Here is a 16,127-nt window from a genome sequence, read left to right as displayed (position 1 = left end):
GGCGGTGTCGCGTTTTTGTCAGTCGCTCATAATTTCTCCACATTTGGCGGTTATGATGGAGGCATGAAGCCAAGGAGCCAGCCATGCGGTTGACCATCGCCCGCAAGATCGCGCTGGCGGTCATCGCTATCGTCATCCTGTGCGTGGGCACGATGGCGTGGGTCGCCAGCAGTAACCTCAAGCGCGGCTTCGTCGCCTATCTCAACGATCTTCAGGTCCAGGATTTCGACCAGCTGCGCGAGCTGCTGGAGGACCGTTACCGGACCGAGGGCAATTTCGATTGGCTGCGCGGGCAACCGCGCGCGCTCGGCGAACTGCTCAACAGGATCACGCCGCGCAGCCAGGTCTTCGAGCCCGATGGCGACGCGCGCCGTCCACGCCGTGAGCGCCGGCCGCCACCGCCGCCGCGAGGCCACCCGGCTCCGGAGCAGGAAGGCGAGCAGGGCGAGTATGGCAATCCAGCCCGGCCGCCGCGCCGCGAGCCGCCACCGGAAGCCGATCTGCCGCCACCGGAAGCCCGTCCCGGCGAAGCGCCACCGCGCCGCAACGACCCGATGGACTTCGCGCAGCGCCTCTCCATCACCGATGCCCAGGGCCATAAACTGATCGGCCCTCCGGACATCCAGGTCGGCGCCGAACGCGCCATCAAGGTCGATGGCGTGGTGGTCGGCCACATGCGCCTGATGCCGTTGCGCGAAACAGGCGGTGCCGACGCCAGCGCCACCGTCTTCCTGCGCGAACAACTGCAATCTATCCTGTTGCTGTCCGCCGGATTGATCGGCCTTGCCGTGCTGGCGGCGATCTGGCTTGCCCGCCACCTGCTGCGGCCCGTGGCCGCGCTGCGCGACGTCACGGCGCGGCTGGCGCTGGGCGAGTTGAGCGCCCGCGCACCCTTGCTGTCGCGCGACGAAGTGGCGGAGCTGGCGCTGCACGTCAACGCCATGGCCGAAGCGCTGGAGGATAGCGAACGCCAGCGCCGCAAGATGCTGGCCGACGTGTCGCACGAACTGCGCACGCCGCTGACGGTGATACGCGGCGAGATCGAGGCGCTGCTGGACGGCATCCGCAAGGCCGACGCCAACGCGCTGCAATCGCTGCACGCCGAGGTGCTACGCTTGAATAAACTGGTCGACGACCTGCACCAGCTGACCATGGCCGATGCCGGCGACCTGCACTACCACTGGCATGAACTGAATCTCGGCGAACTGCTGCGCCCCACGCTGGAACGCTACCAGCCGCGCGCGCAGGCGTGTGGCCTGGACCTGAGCTGGAGCCTGCCGCCTGCGCCCGTGGTGCTGCAAGGCGATGCCGGCCGCCTGCAGCAGGTGGTCACCAACCTGCTGGAAAACAGCCTGCGCTACACCGACAAAGGCGGCCAGATCGTGGTCGCGCTGAGCTGCGCCGGCGGCTTCGCCGAGGTCGTAGTGGAGGACAGCGCGCCGGGCGTACCGGCCGCCGTCCTGGGCAGCATCTTCGAGCGGCTGTACCGCGTGGACGGCGCCCGCACGCGCGAACGCGGTGGCAGCGGGCTGGGACTGGCGATCTGCAAAGCGCTGGTGGAAGCGCACGGCGGTACCATTGTCGCCACGTCGTCGGTGCTGGGCGGCGTCAAGATGCTGGTGCGCCTGCCGTTGAAAACATAGGAAGCGATTACATGCCCACTATCCTGATCGTCGAAGACGACACCAAGATCGCCGCGCTGCTGGCGGACTACATGAACGCCGCCGGCTGGCAAATCCGGCTCGCCGCCGACGGCCGCAGCGCGGTCGACACCATCCGCAACGGCGGCGTGGACCTGGTGCTGCTGGATTTGATGCTGCCGGAACTGGACGGCATCGGCGTGTGCCGCGAAGTGCGCGCCTTCTCGCAGCTGCCGATCATCATGCTGACCGCGCGCGTGGACGAGATCGACCGTTTGCTGGGCCTGGACAGCGGCGCCGACGACTATGTCTGCAAGCCATTCAGCCCGCGCGAGGTGGTGGCGCGAGTGCGTGTGCATCTACGTCGTAGCGGCGCGACAGCGGCTGCGACGGCGCCCACTGCGCCTGCCTCGCCGTTCCAGATCGACCGCGCCGGCATGCGCGTGCTGCACAAGGGCGCCGCGCTGGCGCTCACGCCGCTGGAGTTCCGCCTGCTGGCCGAGTTGATCGACAATCCAAGCCGGGTCTACACGCGTCAGCAATTGCTGGACTTTGCGCACCAGGACCAGCGCGACATCAGCGACCGCACCGTCGATTCCCACATCAAGAACATCCGCCGCAAGCTGCCAGACGCTGAATGCCTGCAATCGGTCTACGGCGTAGGCTATCGCTTCGAGCTGCCGCTATAATTGGCGATTCACTAGCCTGGGAGCGCCATGTCAATTCGCCGTTTGCTTTCATCCGATGCTGCCGCGTTCCGGTCCCTGCGGCTGGCCGGCTTGCGCGAATCGGCTTCCGCTTTTGGTTCCAGTTACGAGGAGGAATGCGACACGCCGCTTTCCACCACCGAAGCGCGGCTGGCGCCGGATTCGGGGCGCATCGTGTTCGGCGCTTTCGACGGCGATCAGCTGGTCGGCATCGTCGGCCTGGCGCGCGAGACGGCGCTCAAGGTTCGTCACAAAGCCTTTGTGTATGCGATGTACGTGGCCGAGTCGCACCGTGGCAGGGGCATAGGGCGGCGCCTGATGGAACAGGTGATGGCGTGTGCCGCCATGCTGGACGGCGTACTGCGCATGACGATCTCCGTCACCGCCGGCAATGCGGAAGCGGTTGGCCTGTATGAATCGCTGGGCTTCATCGAGTTCGGCCGCGAGCCGGACTCGATGATCGTCGACGGCCGGTTTTACGACGAAATCATGATGTCGCGAGCACTCGCCGTCAAACCGCCAGCCGGAACTGACTGACCACCTGATTCAGCTGGCCGGCCTGGTCCTGCATCGCCGCTGCGGCGGCTGCCGCCTCTTCGACCAACGCGGCGTTCTGCTGCGTCACATGGTCCATCTGGCTGATGGCGATATTGATTTGCTCGATGCCGCCGGTCTGCTCGCGGTTGGCCAGCGTGATCTCGGCCACGATGTCGGTCACCTTGCGCACGCTGTCCTGCACTTCGTTCATGGTGCTGCCGGCCAGGTCGACCAGGCGCGCGCCGGCCGCCACCTTGTCCACTGAATCGTCGATCAGCGTCTTGATTTCCTTGGCGGCGCCGGCCGAGCGTTGCGCCAGGTTGCGCACCTCCGACGCCACCACCGCAAAGCCGCGCCCCTGTTCGCCCGCGCGCGCCGCCTCCACCGCCGCATTCAGCGCGAGGATGTTGGTCTGGAAGGCGATGCCGTCGATGACGCCGATGATGTCGACGATCCGGCGCGACGAGTCGTTGATCGAGTTCATGGTGCCGACCACCTGCGCCACCACGTCGCCGCCGCGCTGCGCCACCTGTGTCGCCGACAGCGCCAGTTCGTTGGCCTGCTGCGCATTGGCGGCGTTCTGCTTGACGGTGCTGGTTAATTCTTCCATCGAGGCGGCGGTTTCCTCCAGCGAGCTGGCTTGCTGCTCGGTGCGCGAGGACAGGTCCATATTCCCGCTGGCGATTTCCGCCGAGGCAGTGGTGATCGCGCCTGTGCCCGTTCGTACGCGGCCGACGATGCTGGCGAGGTTGTCGTTCATCTTGCCCAGTTCCCCCAGCAGCTGGCCCATTTCGTCGCTCTGATCATTGGTGATGCGGGAGGTCAGGTCGCCGGAGGCGACGGCGCGCGCCATCTTCAGGGCGTGGCTGATCGGATCGGTGATCGAGCGCGTGACGCGCCAGGCGAAGGCCAGGCCCAGCGCCAGCGCCACGATGCCGAGCCATCCCATCATCTGGCTGGCCATCGCGATATCGTGCTTGACCAGTTCACCGTTGGAGATGACCACGGATTTTTGCAGATCCGCCAGCTGGCGGATGCTGGCCTGCACCTTGGCCAGCTTGGGCAGCATGTCGGCGCGCAGCGCGGCTTGCGCTTCGTCGCGCTGGCCGCCGGCCAGCATCTTGCCGACCTGCGTGAACGATGCGACGTAGGCCTTGCGCTGCTCGCGGATGGTCAGCATCAGGGCCTTGCCTTCGTCGGTGTAGATCAGGGAGTCCAGGGTTTCCAGCGCGGCGCTGATGGTCTTCTTGTTGACGTCCATCTCGCGGTAGATTTCCGCCGTGCGCGCTGCATCGGTGGTGGTGAAGAGTTCCAGCGTCAGCGCCGCGTTGGCGCGGGTGGTGCTGCCGACCGTGGCCGCCGCATCGGCCTTGACCCAGTCCTTGTCGATGATGACCGCGTTGAGCTGGCTGATGCTGTTCAGCCTTTGCAGGCCGACGCCGATCAACACCGCCATCAAGACCAGCACCGCGCCAAATGCGACCGCAAGCCGCACACCGATTTTCAGGTTCGAGATATTCATGTATCACTCCATGAGGACACCGGGCGAGTAGCCAGTATATCGACAATGGTGCACTGCGGCGAAAATGCTTGCCGGCGGTTGTTGCGCGGGAGTGACGACGCATAGTATTGTGACACTATTGTCTATGGAGGCTACATGTTGGGACGCATACGCGCGGGCTTGAAGGCCACGTTTCTCGGGACTGCCGCCGTCAATGCCGCATGCGCACAGGTGACGCAGGAGACGCTTTTGCGGCCTGATGGAGTGCGCCGCTATCTGCTCGCGCGATCGGGCCGGCCGTCATCGGGCAAGCGGCCGCTGGTCATCGTCGTACATGGCGCCGGCGCGTCGGCGGAGCAGGTGATGGGCAAGGCATATCCGCCGTCTCCGCTTTCGGTCTGGCTGGAGATCGCCGAGCGTGACGACATCGTGGTGATCGCGCCGGACGCCGGCGTGGGCGGTTGGAGCGATTGCTTCGCGAGCGCGGAGAAGGTGGCGAAGAAGGACGACGTAGCATTCATCGGGGCGCTGATCGACAAGGCGGTGGCCGATTACGACGTGGACGCCAGCCGCGTTTATCTGATCGGCGTTTCCCGTGGCGGTTTGTTGACCTACCGCGCGGCGGTGGAGATTCCACACAAGCTGGCTGCATTCTCGACCGTCCTCGCCTGCATGCCGCCTCCGCACGCGGCGCGGATGCCCACGGCCGCGCTGCCGGCGCTGATCATGGGCTGCACGGCGGATCCGCTGATGCCTTACCGGGGAGGTAAATTCTTTTATACGCTGGGTTTCCTCGATCCGGTCAGCAGCATCGAGGACAGCGCCAGGGTCTGGCGCGAACTGGCCGGCCTTCCTGATGAACCGAATGTGCTTGAGATCCCGCGTCGCAACCGGTGGGATAGGACGCGGGCCACGCGCATGATGTGGGGCGAGGCCGGGGACGGGTTGCAAGTGGGGCTGTATAAAATCGAGAACGGCGGCCACGCAGAGCCAAGCGGCAGCAAGCGCTATCCCTATTTCATCAACAGGCTGACAGGCCGACAGAACGCCGACTTCGAGGTGGCGGAAGCCGCCTGGGAGTTCTTCAGGGAGAAGCGCGCGGCCGTCTGGCGGCATCCGCGCGTCTAAGCTTACTTCTGTTTGTCCAGCACTTCCATCACTGCCGCGACGATGGTGGCCGGTTCGCCATGCCGCACTTCAGCCATCGGCAGCTCGCCGAACGGCTTGCGCGCGGTGCGCATCTGGCCGGCGCTGGTCTCGAGGCTGTCCAGCTCCGAGGCGCGGGCGCGCCAGTAGGATGGCTTGGCCACTTGCGCCGCCTGGGCCGCCGCCAGCCGTGGTCCGATTTCGCCGTTGATGGCGGTGGCCGGATAGGCGCAGGCGGCGATGGTCTTGCCGTCTTCCGCCGCAGCCAGGCAGGCTAGCGCCGCATCGAGGCTGGCGGCGCGGTCCGTAGGCAGCGCGTCTTCGTGCATCGCGTCCACCAGCACCAGGCCAGTGACGGCGCCGCGCGAGCGCAACGCGTAGTGCTGCGCCACCATGGCGCCGTAACCCGCGCCCACCAGCACGAAGGGCGCGTCCAGGCGGGCGTTCTTGATCAGGAAGTTCAAATCCTTGCTGGCGTTGGCGACCGTCGATGCCCGCATGATCGGATCGCTGGCGCCCATGCCGGCGCGATCGTAGACGCAGGCGCGGGTGCGCTTGGCCACTTCCGGCAGCACGGCCGACCAATCCCAGCCCGCGCGGCCGCCATCGGCTTCGAACAGCACCGTGGGCGAGCCCTTGCCGGTGCAGTACATATTGAGTTTGCGGCCGCCGACATCGACCTTGATCTGCGCGCCGGCCAGGGCGTCCTGGCCGGTGGGCGGCGTTGCGTGGGCGCCGGCGGCCGCCATCAGGAAGATGGCGGCGGAGAGTGCGGTTTTGATCATGCGGTGGCGTCGGCGCCCGCTGGTGCTGCCGCAGCTTGCTGCTGCGAGAGCTGGCGGTTGACGGCGCTCAGCACCGCCTTGAACGAGGCCGTGACGATGTTGCTGTCGATGCCGGCGCCGAACAAGGTCGGGCCATTGGCCAGGCGCAGTTCGACGTAGCAGGCCGCCTTGGCGTTGGCGCCGGAGCCGATCGAGTGCTCATGGTAGTCCATCAGCTTGATGTCCAGGCCGAGCGCGTTGACGAAGGCGTCGATCGGGCCGTTGCCGCCGCCTTGCAGCGCCAGCGGCGCCTTGCGGTGGGTGAGGGCGATGTCGATCTGCACCGGCTCGTCGCTGCTGGTGTCTTCCACCATCTTGTGCGCGTTGTAGGCATACGGCGAGGTCTGCTCGAAGTATTCCTTGTTGAAGATGTCGTAGATGCCTTCTGCGGTGATCTCCAGGCCGGTGGAATCGGCCACGGCCTGCACCGCGCGGCTGAATTCAATCTGCAAGCGGCGCGGCAGCACCAGGCCGTAATCCTGCTCCAGCAAGTAAGCCATGCCGCCCTTGCCGGACTGGCTGTTGACGCGGATGACGGCGTCGTAGCTGCGACCCAGGTCCTGCGGGTCGATTGGCAAGTAAGGGATCTCCCACAGCGCGCCTTCCTGCTGCTGGGCGAAGCCCTTCTTGATCGCATCCTGGTGCGAGCCGGAGAAGGCGGTGAACACCAGGTCGCCCACGTATGGATGGCGCGGATGCACCGGCAACTGGTTGCATTCTTCGACGCATTTGCGTACTTCGTCGATGTCGGAGAAGTCCAGGCCCGGGTGCACGCCTTGCGTGTACAGGTTCAAGGCCAGCGTGACCAGGTCGACGTTGCCGGTGCGTTCGCCGTTGCCGAACAGGCAGCCCTCGACGCGGTCGGCGCCGGCCATCACGGCCATTTCGGCCGAGGCGACGGCGGTGCCGCGGTCGTTGTGCGGGTGGACGCTGATGATCAGCGAATCGCGGCGCGCCAGCTTGCGCGACATCCATTCGATCTGGTCGGCGTAGACGTTGGGAGTGCTGCACTCCACCGTCGACGGCAGGTTGATGATCATCTTGTTGTGCGGGGTCGGTTCCCAGATCGCGGTGACGGCGTCGCAGATATGCTTGGAGAAATCGAGTTCGGTGGTGGAGAACGATTCAGGCGTGTACTCGAAGCCCCATTCGGTCTGCGGATGCTGCTTGATCAATTCCTTCACCAGCTTGGTGCCGGTGGTGGCGATGTTGGTGATCTCCTCGCGCGACATGCCGAACACCACTTTGCGGAACACCGGCGCCACCGAGTTATACAGGTGGACGATGGCGCGCTTGGCGCCGGCCGCCGATTCCACGGTGCGGCGGATCAGTTCATCGCGCGACTGGGTCAGCACGATGATGGTGACGTCGTCGGGGATGCGGTTTTCCTCGACCAGCTTGCGCACGAAGTCGAAATCGGTCTGCGAGGCGGAAGGGAAGCCCACTTCGATTTCCTTGAGGCCGACCTTGACCAGCAGTTCGAAGAAGCGCAGTTTTTTCTCGGCGCTCATCGGTTCGATCAGGGCCTGGTTGCCGTCGCGCAGATCGGTGCTCATCCAGATCGGCGGCTTGGAGATCACGTTGTTCGGCCACTGGCGGTCGGACAATTGTACGGGTGGGAAGGCGCGGTACTTCGCTGCTGGGTTCTGCAACATCATGGGGTGCTCCTGAGTCTCAAATTGGGAAATGCTGGATGCCGCGGTCCGACGTATCGGTGCTGGCGCTCTGTTGTGGCGAGGGGCTGCCGTGCGGCCACGGGATACTAGGCTCGGCAACCGATCGGTAGTTTTAGCAGTAGCGACAAGGCTGGGAACATCGGTGCAAACTTTCCTGGGATTTGTAGACAGGTGCGGCTTATGGCCGGCACTGGGGTACAGCTGGAACGCGGATTAAGCGCGTGCTAGTAGGCGCGCTGCTAGCGATAGGGCGCTAGCAGACGGCAGCAGGAAAGCGGATAGGTGCAGATGCGAGGTCATGGCCTTAAATGTACGAGATCGACGGCGTCGCTGTCAAGGAAATTTGACCATCTAACAAGGAATGCATAATATCGTGGCATTTTTGACATCTGAAAAGAGGGTGTATGCGATTCAAGCTGCCATCCGCCATCGCGGGCTTTATCGGCGACGCCGTTCTGCAGCGGGACGCGATCGGCGAGTCGCCCTGCCAGGTCCATCGCTTCCGGCGCGGGGGGGAGGTCTTTTTTCTGAAGACGTCGCCGCTGGTGTATGCGTCCACCACCTACAGCGTGATGCGCGAGGCGGAGGTGCTGCAATGGCTGGCCGGACGGTTGAACGTGCCGGAGGTGGTCCTCGCCGGGCCGGCCGATGATGGCGAATGCATGGTCACGCGCGCCGTGCCGGGCGTGCCGCTGTCGTCGCTGATCGCCGAGGGCCGCCCGGTGCTGGAGCTGTTCCGCGCTGCGCTGCGCCAGCTGCAATCGGTGTCCGTGGCCGATTGTCCGTTCGACTCCGGCGTGGCGGTGCGGCTGCGGGAGCTCGATTACCTGATCGGCAAAGGGCTGATCGACGAGGACTATGATTTCGAGCAGTGGCCGGGGCTGGCCACGCCGGCGGACCTGCTGGCGCGCTTGCGGGCCACCATCCCCAGCGAGGAACTGGTGTTCTCGCATGGCGACCTGTGTGACAACAACGTGTTGGTCGACCATCGCGGCGAGCTGCACTTCATCGACGCCGGACGGGGAGGGCTGGCGGACCGCTGGCTGGACATCGCCTTCGTCCACCGCAACCTGCGCGACGATGTGTCGGAGCACAGCGCGGCACAATTTCTCGATGTGCTGGGCGTGCCCGATGCACCCGCAAAGCGGGAGTTCTTCGAGCAGCTTGACGAACTGTTTTGAGGGCGAGCAGTTATACTATCGCCCTGCAAAAAATTAAGTTCGGGATATGTCGAAAGAGAAGAAAACGGCGGAAGCACCTCGGTTGCCGCCTACCAGGCAGGAATCGGAGTCTGCGTGGGCCGCCGACCCTGCCGCTCAAAAGCAGGCGCGCGAGCGCAAGGATGCGCAGGTGCGCGGCGTCACGTCGATCCAGGAAATGCGCGAGGCGATCAAGCGCGTGTCCCGCACGCTGCCGGCGATGACCGAAGTGCCGCGTTTGCGGGCGCTCGGTGCCGCCGCTTTCCGCAAGCGCGCGGCGGAAGGCCTGCCGTTTCTGATGACCGGGCTGGTCGACCGTTGGCCGCTGTGCGGCCTGACGCCGCAGGCGCTGCGCGATCACTACAGCCATCTGCCGGTGCGGGCGCGGGTGGGGGACTACATTAACACCGCGTTCGCGCCTGACCGGGCGATGCAGGACATGTCGATGCTGGAGTATCTGGAGCTGGTTGCGGCAGGCACGCACGATCTGCCGCCGTACTTGGGCAACCTGGAGCTGCGCGAATTGAACCGGCTGTGCCACTGGCCCACGTACTTCGACAAAATGGGGCCGCCGCGTTTCTGGCTCGGCCCCGCAGGCACGGTGACGCCGCTGCATTGCGACTACGACGACAATATCTTCGCGCAGATCTGGGGCACCAAGCGCATCTTCCTGGCGCCGCCGCATCACGACGAATTCCTGTATCCGAACGAGGCAAACGCCATCCTGTTTGGGTCGCCGTTCGATCCCGAGGCGCCGGACTTCGAGAAGTTCCCGCTGGCGCGCCAGGCCGCCACGGTCGAAGTCATCGTCAATCCGGGCGACATGCTGTACGTGCCGGCCGGCTGGTATCACCAGGTGCGGGCGCTGACGTTCTCGCTATCCTCCAACCGCTGGTCCCGGTCCATGCCGTTTTCCCTGAACGGCGACCCAGCCCTGCGGCAGGTGGCGGACTAGCTGCGGGGCTTATTGCGGCAGCCGGATACGCGCCTGCGCGACCATCTGCTCGATGAAGCGGCCGATGCGCGGGCTTTGCAGTTCCCAGGCGTGCCAATGCAGCTGGACTGCCGGGCGGTCCGCCGGCATCAGGTCGACCAGCGCGCCGGCCGCCAGCATTTCTTCCCATTGCAGTTCGGGGCAGATGCCGTAGCCCAGGCCTCCCTGTATGCAATGCAGCAGGCTATGCACCGAGGGCACCGTCATCGATGGGAACTCACCGACCGCCACCGCGAACCGGCTGGCGAGGAAATTGGTGTGCAGCGTGTCGGCACTGCCGAAGGTGATGGCCGGCGCGCGCAGCAGCGCTTCCCGGCTCAATCCGCGCGGGAAGTAGCGTGCGGCGAAGGCCGGCGTGGCGATGCAGCGGTAGCGCATCTCGCCCAGGCGCGTGCTGGTGCAGCCGCTGGCCGGATGTTCGACGCTGGTCACGCAACCCAGCACATCACCGTTCTTCAACAGGCCCAGCGTATGCGCCTCGTCTTCGACCTTCAGCTGCAGCAGCAGGCGTTCCGCCACCAGGATCTCCGTCACCGCCGGGATGAACCAGGTGTGGAGCGAGTCGTTGTTGATGGCGATCGGCAGCTCGACCAGCCGTTCGCGGTCGTCGCCCTGCAGATCGTCCTGCAATTCCTGTTCGAGCAGGGCGACCTGGCGCGCGTGGCGCAGCAGGCGCATGCCGGTCGTGGTGGCGATGGCCGGCGTGCTGCGCACCACCAGGGTCTGGCCCATGCGCTCTTCCAGCTGGCGTATCCGCTGGGAGACGGCCGACGGCGTGATGAACAGCTTTCCCGCCGCCCGTTCAAAGCTGCCGGTGTCGATGACGGCGGTGAGGGCGGCGAACAGTTTGTAGTCTTGCATAAGAAATTCTTATCATTCCTGAAATTGATTAATTTTACTGCATGCGCCCGTACGGCTACAGTCTCTGTTTTTAAGGAGGTAGGCTATGACCGAAGTGGCGATTACCCTGTTCCAGGGGCGTGTGGCGGATCACAACAACCTGGCGATACCTGGCGCGCAGTCGGTGGCGTGCATGCTGGCCGAACAACTCGGCGTTGGCGTCACCGTCGTCGGCACGCCGGCGCCGGCGCTCGGTGCGGGATGGCAGACGGAATTGAACGAGGCCATGCCGGGCCTGCATGCGTTGGCCGCGCAGTTGGTCGAGGTGTTCGCCCGCCGCGCCAAGCCATTGAGCGCGACGAGCCGTTGCGCCGCCTCGCTGGCGACCTTGCCGGTGGTGGCGCGCTATCGCCCGGATGCCTGCGTGGTGTGGTTCGACGCGCATGCCGACCTGAATACGCCCACCACCACCGACAGCGGCTACCTGGGTGGCATGGCGTTGTCCGGGCCTGCGGGCTTGTGGGCGTCCGGCTTTGGGGCTGGCCTGGCGCTGTCGAATGTCGTGCTGGTGGGGCAGCGCGCGCTCGATCCGGCGGAGCTGCGCTTGATCGCATCGGGCGCGGTGACGCATGTGGCGCCCGGGCCTGGGCTGGCCGACCGGCTGCGCGCTGCCGTCGGCGGGCGCGCCGTCTACATGCACCTCGATTGCGATGTGCTCAACCCCGGCATCGTGCCCACCGATTATGTGCATGAAGACGGACTGTCGCTGGAGGACTTGCGCGCCGCCTGCACGGTGCTGGCGGAATCGGAGGTGGTCGGCCTGGAGATCGCCGAGTTCCAGAATGCCTGGGAAGAGGGCGGCGAGCCGGTGTCCCCGGCCCACCTGATCGCCGCCCTGGCGCCGGTATTGAAGGCGCTGCGTTAGCCGCTAGTGAGCAGGCCGCCCCAGATCGCCGCAGGCATCGCTTGTGGGGGGGGGGGGGGCGGCCGGACAGCGCATGCCCCGGGAGAATGAATGTGTGGATTTTTGTGTAGTTTGCAATGATATATTTTTGATACTATCGTGCTCCGTTCCTTTTGGAGTCTTTCATGCGTATCGCCCCACTCAGCTGTTTCGCTTTACTTGCCGGTATTGGACTGTCCTGCAATGCGCTCGCAATACCCGGCAGCATCAAGCCGGTTCACCCGCGCTTGTATGCCACGCAAACCGATATTGAGCAACTCAAGCAAACGCTACCCCATGGCAACCCGTTCCCGCAGGATAAAGGCAAGATAGAATTTACGCTGACTGCGGCACCAAGGACTGCCGGTGATCCGGTCGATGCAATGCTGCTGGGGACTGGGAGTACGGCTACAAACGCCATCATGATCCGTCACGTGGACAATGCCGCGGCAGAATCGGGCGAGCAGAAGTTGAGGATACAGATCGCGCTCATCAAAGCCGGAGGGGGTTACTTTGCGTTCTCCAATGTCTACGTCAGGCCTGGCGAGCAGAACAGAATTACGCTGAGCTACGACAGCGCCTCGGGGCATGTCGAAGTGTCGGCGGACAAAGCTATTTCCGTGGAACCCGTTTCCTATAAAGACCTCGGCTACACCTGGCAGCCAGGTAATCAGCGGTTCGATTTTCAGGGGCGCCGAGGCGATATCGTCACGGATCTGGTCGTGCGGGATGGCGGCGGGAACCAGGTCTGGGGATTCGACCGGATAGACTATGAATTGGGCAACGCGCGCACCGCGTTCCTCACCAATGCCGCTTTTCTCGCCGGCCGGATCAAGGACGTGTGCGTGGTCTCCGCCAGTCCAGCCAAGGATCCCAAGGCCCCGGAATGCGATGTCGCGACCGGAAGCCGCAACACCATCCTCGAAGCCGCCAAGACCTTGGGACTGGCCTACAAGCTGACCGGAGATCCGCAGTACCTGGAGGCGGCCCGCAAGTACGTCAACGTCATCTTTGGCATCCAGAACTACCTGGTCGGTGGCGAATGGTCGATGAATCCGCGTGTCGCGGCGCTGGGGGTGATCTACGATTGGTTCTACACGGAACTCGACGCTAAAACGCGCGCCGATATCCGAAGCTATATACGCAAGACCATCCGCGCGGATAACCTGACGTCGACCGCAAGCAACGACGACCTGATTGCGATGATTTGCGGCAGCACCGTCAAGCTGAATGCGTCGACCACGATGCTCGACTGCGACGGCGCACCAGATATCTCACGGTTTTATATCATGGGCCACCATGCCAGCGCGATGACCGGCGCCGCCCTCGGACTGCTGGCGATCGTGGACGAAAGCACCGCCGACGGCGAAGATGTGCGGCCGATGATAGACCGCATTTATACGCATCTCGAAAAGGGGCTGATCCCGGCGCGCGACTATATCTCGGTCGATGGCGGCCACCAGACCATGTCCGCCTATAACTCCACCGTTGGCGAGATGATAGAACGGCTGATCATGTGGCGGCGGGTGCTGGCCCCTTCGACGGATGCGACGATCGCCGCGACCAAATTCGAAGCCAAGGTGGTCCAGCCCTTTATCTACGCCTATCGCGGTGATGGCTCCTTCCCCGCCGGCAGCGATAACTTTGAATTGACGGTCGGAATGCCGTTTGTCGGCTACATGAGTCTGGCTGCGGCGGCCGGCGGCGATGGGACGGGCACCAGTTTTTACCAGCAGTACGTAAAATCCGGGAGGCAATGGGGTTCAGGGCAACTGGTATGGGATACGCTGTACTTCCCTGGCGCGCGATCGGACGCGGCCGCATTGTCGATCTTGCCGTTGTCACGCCACTTCAGCGTCGCCGGCAACGTCTTCATGCGCGACAGCTGGGACTACGCCAACTCGACCCTGCTGGATTTCAAGTCGACTTCCTTCATCAGCGAGAACCATCAGCATCTGGACCAGAACAGTTTCGCGGTGTTCCGGCACGCGCCGCTGCTGGTCGATTCCGGTATCTATGATGCCTACGGCAGCGCCCATTGGAACAACTATTACTACCGGACTATCGCGCACAACAGCCTGGTCGTGTTCGACCCCAATGAGGTGTTTTCGGACGGCACGAACACCTTCAGCAACGACGGCGGCCAGTGGTTCAAAAACGGCCAAACCCGATATCCGACGATGGGCGAGATCAAACCGGGTGCGGTCAACGCGCTCGACGGCGTGACGCAATACGAAGAGGGCATCGACTACGCCTTCGTCACCGGCAATGCCAGCAAGGCATATTCAAACAAGCTGGACCAGAAGGATGGTTTCTTGCGCAGCATTTTCTACCTGCGTCCGAAGACCGCCGGCGGCAAGACATCGATTCTTGTTTTCGATCGCGTGCACACGACAGGGCTGCCGGCGACGTCGCTGTTGCATACGGTAGGCCTGCCTACGGCGCATGCCGCATCGACCGCCGGCGACGCGGGCCGCGTGAATTGGGGCGCCACGCCCAATAATTTCCCGCTGCTCGTGCGTAACGGTCGCGGGATGATGACGATCGAGCCGCTGCTGCCGAAAAACGCCAGCATCAGCATGGTCGGCGGCGAGTCGGGTAATCAGTGCTTTCAGGTGACGACTGATAGCGTGCCCGCTGCCAGCCCGTACGACTGTCGTTTCACCGTGCGAAAATCGACGGGGAACGGCCAGTTTGCCTGGTACAACTACGCCCCCAAGGTGGGATTCGACAAGGCCAGCCAGTCGGACTTCGGCGTGTGGCGGCTGGAGATCGCAGCGGGACCCGATCAGAGCGCGTCGGCCAAGTATCAGTGGTTCCTGAATGTGCTGCACGTGGAGGATGAGCGGCCGGAAGCCGATCCGACCGCTAACAGTTCGGTGCTGCTGGACAGCAGCGATGGCACTGCCGCCGCTGTCGCGGTCGAAGCTGGTACGACCGTGGTGTTTGCCAAGTCGTCGGCGCCGGCGGCCGCACTGCGTTGGAAATCGTCGGCGGGCTATCAGGGCACGATACTGGTTGGCGGGCTGCAGCCATCGACTGCCTACGTCCGAAGCTTTGACGTTTCGACGCAGGAAATCGTGCTGCGCGCGGCGGTGAGCGCCGGGCCCGAGGTGCCGCGCGCGTCCAGGGACGGCGTGCTCAGTCTCAGCATCAATTGAGCCGGCGCGGACTCAGGTCCGCTTGCCGCCAACGGCGCTGCTCAATCCAGCGCCAGGCTGCGCGACAGATGGCCGAACACCGTCGAGACGCGCCGCAAGTGGCGCGATTCGGCGTGGGTGAGCAGCCAAAGTTCGGTTTGCGCTTCGTCCAGCACACCGCCCAGTTGCGCAAGGTCGTTGCGCTGCCGCGCCAGGAACAGCGGCAGTATGCCCACGCCCAATCCCAGCGCCACCATCTCGGCCACACCGAGGATGCTGTCGACCCGGAATTGCGGCGTGATCTTCGGATGATTTTTTTTGCGCCAGATGACCGACGGATGTTCGGGCAGTGCGTCGTCCGGCGCGATCCACGGCGCCTTGTCGGCATTGGCTTTCTTCCATTTCCCGCCGCGCGCGGCGAACAGCGCCACCCGGATTGGGCCGATATGTTTGCCGACCAGGTGCGCGGGCGGCCGTTTGGTGGCACGCACCGCGATGTCGGCCTCGTGGCGGCTCAGGTTCGCCAGTGCGTTGCCGGTATCCAGCTCGTAGGATAGCAGCGGATGGCTGGCCTGCAAGTCGCGCAGCGCCGGCGCGACCAGGGCGTGCAGTATCGTGTCGGTGCTGGTGATGCGTACCGTGCCCGCCACCTGCTCGGGGCTTTGCAGCGCCGCCGAACGCGCCGCGTCCAGCTGCGCCTCCACCAGTTCACCATGCCGCGCCAGCGATTGCGCCAGCTCCGACGGCTGATAACCCAGGCGTGAGCGCTCGAACAGGCGCGTGCCCAAGCCTTTCTCCATCCGCTGCACCGAACGGAACACGGTGGAGGGGTCTACCGCCAGCCGCTCGCCGGCGTCGGCCAGGGTGCCGCCGCGCACCAGCGCGAGGATGATTTCCAGGTCCTGGGGACTGAGTCTGTATTGCGGTTTTGCATAGCCCATCTGCGTGATCGCCTATTTTCATTGCATACTCGAAATCGT

General features: G+C 64.5%; 13 protein-coding genes. 8 read left to right on the top strand and 5 right to left on the bottom strand.

Features of this window, described 5'->3' with window-relative positions; all coding sequences use genetic code 11:
• Nucleotides 1–83 precede the first annotated feature (83 nt).
• From V6M89_RS24615 to V6M89_RS24605, 3 genes are read left to right on the top strand one after another with little or no spacing between them, the layout of a single operon-like run.
• On the top strand, nt 84–1,643 hold the full coding sequence (locus V6M89_RS24615) for an ATP-binding protein (RefSeq protein WP_332855669.1): 1,560 nt from the start codon (nt 84–86) through the stop codon (nt 1,641–1,643).
• Nucleotides 1,644–1,654: 11 nt separating this feature from the next.
• A complete protein-coding gene (locus tag V6M89_RS24610; protein WP_332855668.1) occupies nt 1,655–2,329 on the top strand; it encodes a response regulator in 675 nt (224 codons plus the stop codon).
• Between the two features lie 27 nt (nt 2,330–2,356).
• Nucleotides 2,357–2,884: a GNAT family N-acetyltransferase gene (locus tag V6M89_RS24605; RefSeq protein ID WP_332855667.1), complete on the top strand. Its 528-nt coding sequence runs from the start codon at nt 2,357–2,359 to the stop codon at nt 2,882–2,884.
• Here the strand turns inward: V6M89_RS24605 and V6M89_RS24600 are convergent.
• Complete coding sequence (locus V6M89_RS24600; RefSeq protein ID WP_332855666.1) at nt 2,859–4,406, bottom strand: methyl-accepting chemotaxis protein; 1,548 nt, start codon at nt 4,404–4,406, stop codon at nt 2,859–2,861. The two genes, V6M89_RS24605 and V6M89_RS24600, sit on opposite strands and share 26 nt — an antisense overlap.
• 135 nt (nt 4,407–4,541) lie before the next feature.
• On the opposite strand from V6M89_RS24600, the gene V6M89_RS24595 reads away from it, so the two are divergent.
• Nucleotides 4,542–5,513 carry an alpha/beta hydrolase family esterase gene (locus V6M89_RS24595; RefSeq protein ID WP_332855665.1) on the top strand — a complete coding sequence of 324 codons (972 nt, stop codon included), beginning with the start codon at nt 4,542–4,544 and terminating at the stop codon, nt 5,511–5,513.
• 2 nt (nt 5,514–5,515) lie between these two features.
• Here V6M89_RS24595 and V6M89_RS24590 read toward each other — a convergent pair whose 3' ends face one another.
• Together V6M89_RS24590 and leuA are read right to left on the bottom strand one after the other, a co-directional pair.
• Nucleotides 5,516–6,316, bottom strand: a complete 801-nt coding sequence (locus tag V6M89_RS24590) for an alpha/beta fold hydrolase (RefSeq protein ID WP_332855664.1) — start codon at nt 6,314–6,316, stop codon at nt 5,516–5,518.
• Nucleotides 6,313–8,013 (bottom strand): 2-isopropylmalate synthase, encoded by a 1,701-nt coding sequence (leuA, locus tag V6M89_RS24585; protein WP_332855663.1) that lies wholly within the window; start codon nt 8,011–8,013, stop codon nt 6,313–6,315. Before leuA ends, V6M89_RS24590 begins: the two co-directional genes overlap by 4 nt.
• Before the next feature lie 422 nt (nt 8,014–8,435).
• Here leuA and V6M89_RS24580 point away from each other — a divergent pair, with 422 nt between their 5' ends.
• Both V6M89_RS24580 and V6M89_RS24575 read left to right on the top strand, forming a co-directional pair.
• Nucleotides 8,436–9,212 carry an APH(3') family aminoglycoside O-phosphotransferase gene (locus tag V6M89_RS24580; protein WP_332855662.1) on the top strand — a complete coding sequence of 259 codons (777 nt, stop codon included), beginning with the start codon at nt 8,436–8,438 and terminating at the stop codon, nt 9,210–9,212.
• Nucleotides 9,213–9,258: 46 nt separating this feature from the next.
• Nucleotides 9,259–10,185, top strand: coding sequence for a cupin-like domain-containing protein (locus V6M89_RS24575; protein ID WP_332855661.1), 927 nt, complete (start codon nt 9,259–9,261; stop codon nt 10,183–10,185).
• Nucleotides 10,186–10,194: 9 nt separating this feature from the next.
• Here V6M89_RS24575 and V6M89_RS24570 read toward each other — a convergent pair whose 3' ends face one another.
• Nucleotides 10,195–11,085: a LysR family transcriptional regulator ArgP gene (locus tag V6M89_RS24570; protein ID WP_332855660.1), complete on the bottom strand. Its 891-nt coding sequence runs from the start codon at nt 11,083–11,085 to the stop codon at nt 10,195–10,197.
• Nucleotides 11,086–11,170: 85 nt separating this feature from the next.
• Between V6M89_RS24570 and V6M89_RS24565 the strand changes: the two genes are divergently transcribed.
• Together V6M89_RS24565 and V6M89_RS24560 are read left to right on the top strand one after the other, a co-directional pair.
• The gene (locus V6M89_RS24565) at nt 11,171–11,989 is read left to right on the top strand and encodes an arginase family protein (protein WP_332855659.1); all 819 of its coding nucleotides are present in this window, start codon (nt 11,171–11,173) and stop codon (nt 11,987–11,989) included.
• Between the two features lie 164 nt (nt 11,990–12,153).
• Nucleotides 12,154–15,168: a heparinase II/III domain-containing protein gene (locus tag V6M89_RS24560; RefSeq protein WP_332855658.1), complete on the top strand. Its 3,015-nt coding sequence runs from the start codon at nt 12,154–12,156 to the stop codon at nt 15,166–15,168.
• Between the two features lie 41 nt (nt 15,169–15,209).
• Here the strand turns inward: V6M89_RS24560 and V6M89_RS24555 are convergent, their stop codons facing one another.
• The gene (locus V6M89_RS24555; RefSeq protein ID WP_332855657.1) at nt 15,210–16,088 is read right to left on the bottom strand and encodes a LysR family transcriptional regulator; all 879 of its coding nucleotides are present in this window, start codon (nt 16,086–16,088) and stop codon (nt 15,210–15,212) included.
• Nucleotides 16,089–16,127 lie beyond the last annotated feature (39 nt).

The sequence above is a fragment of the Duganella sp. S19_KUP01_CR8 genome, assembly GCF_036688705.1.
GTDB lineage: Bacteria > Pseudomonadota > Gammaproteobacteria > Burkholderiales > Burkholderiaceae_D > Rugamonas.
Note: the sequence above shows the minus strand (reverse complement) of the source record. Positions and strands in the feature narration are given on the sequence as shown.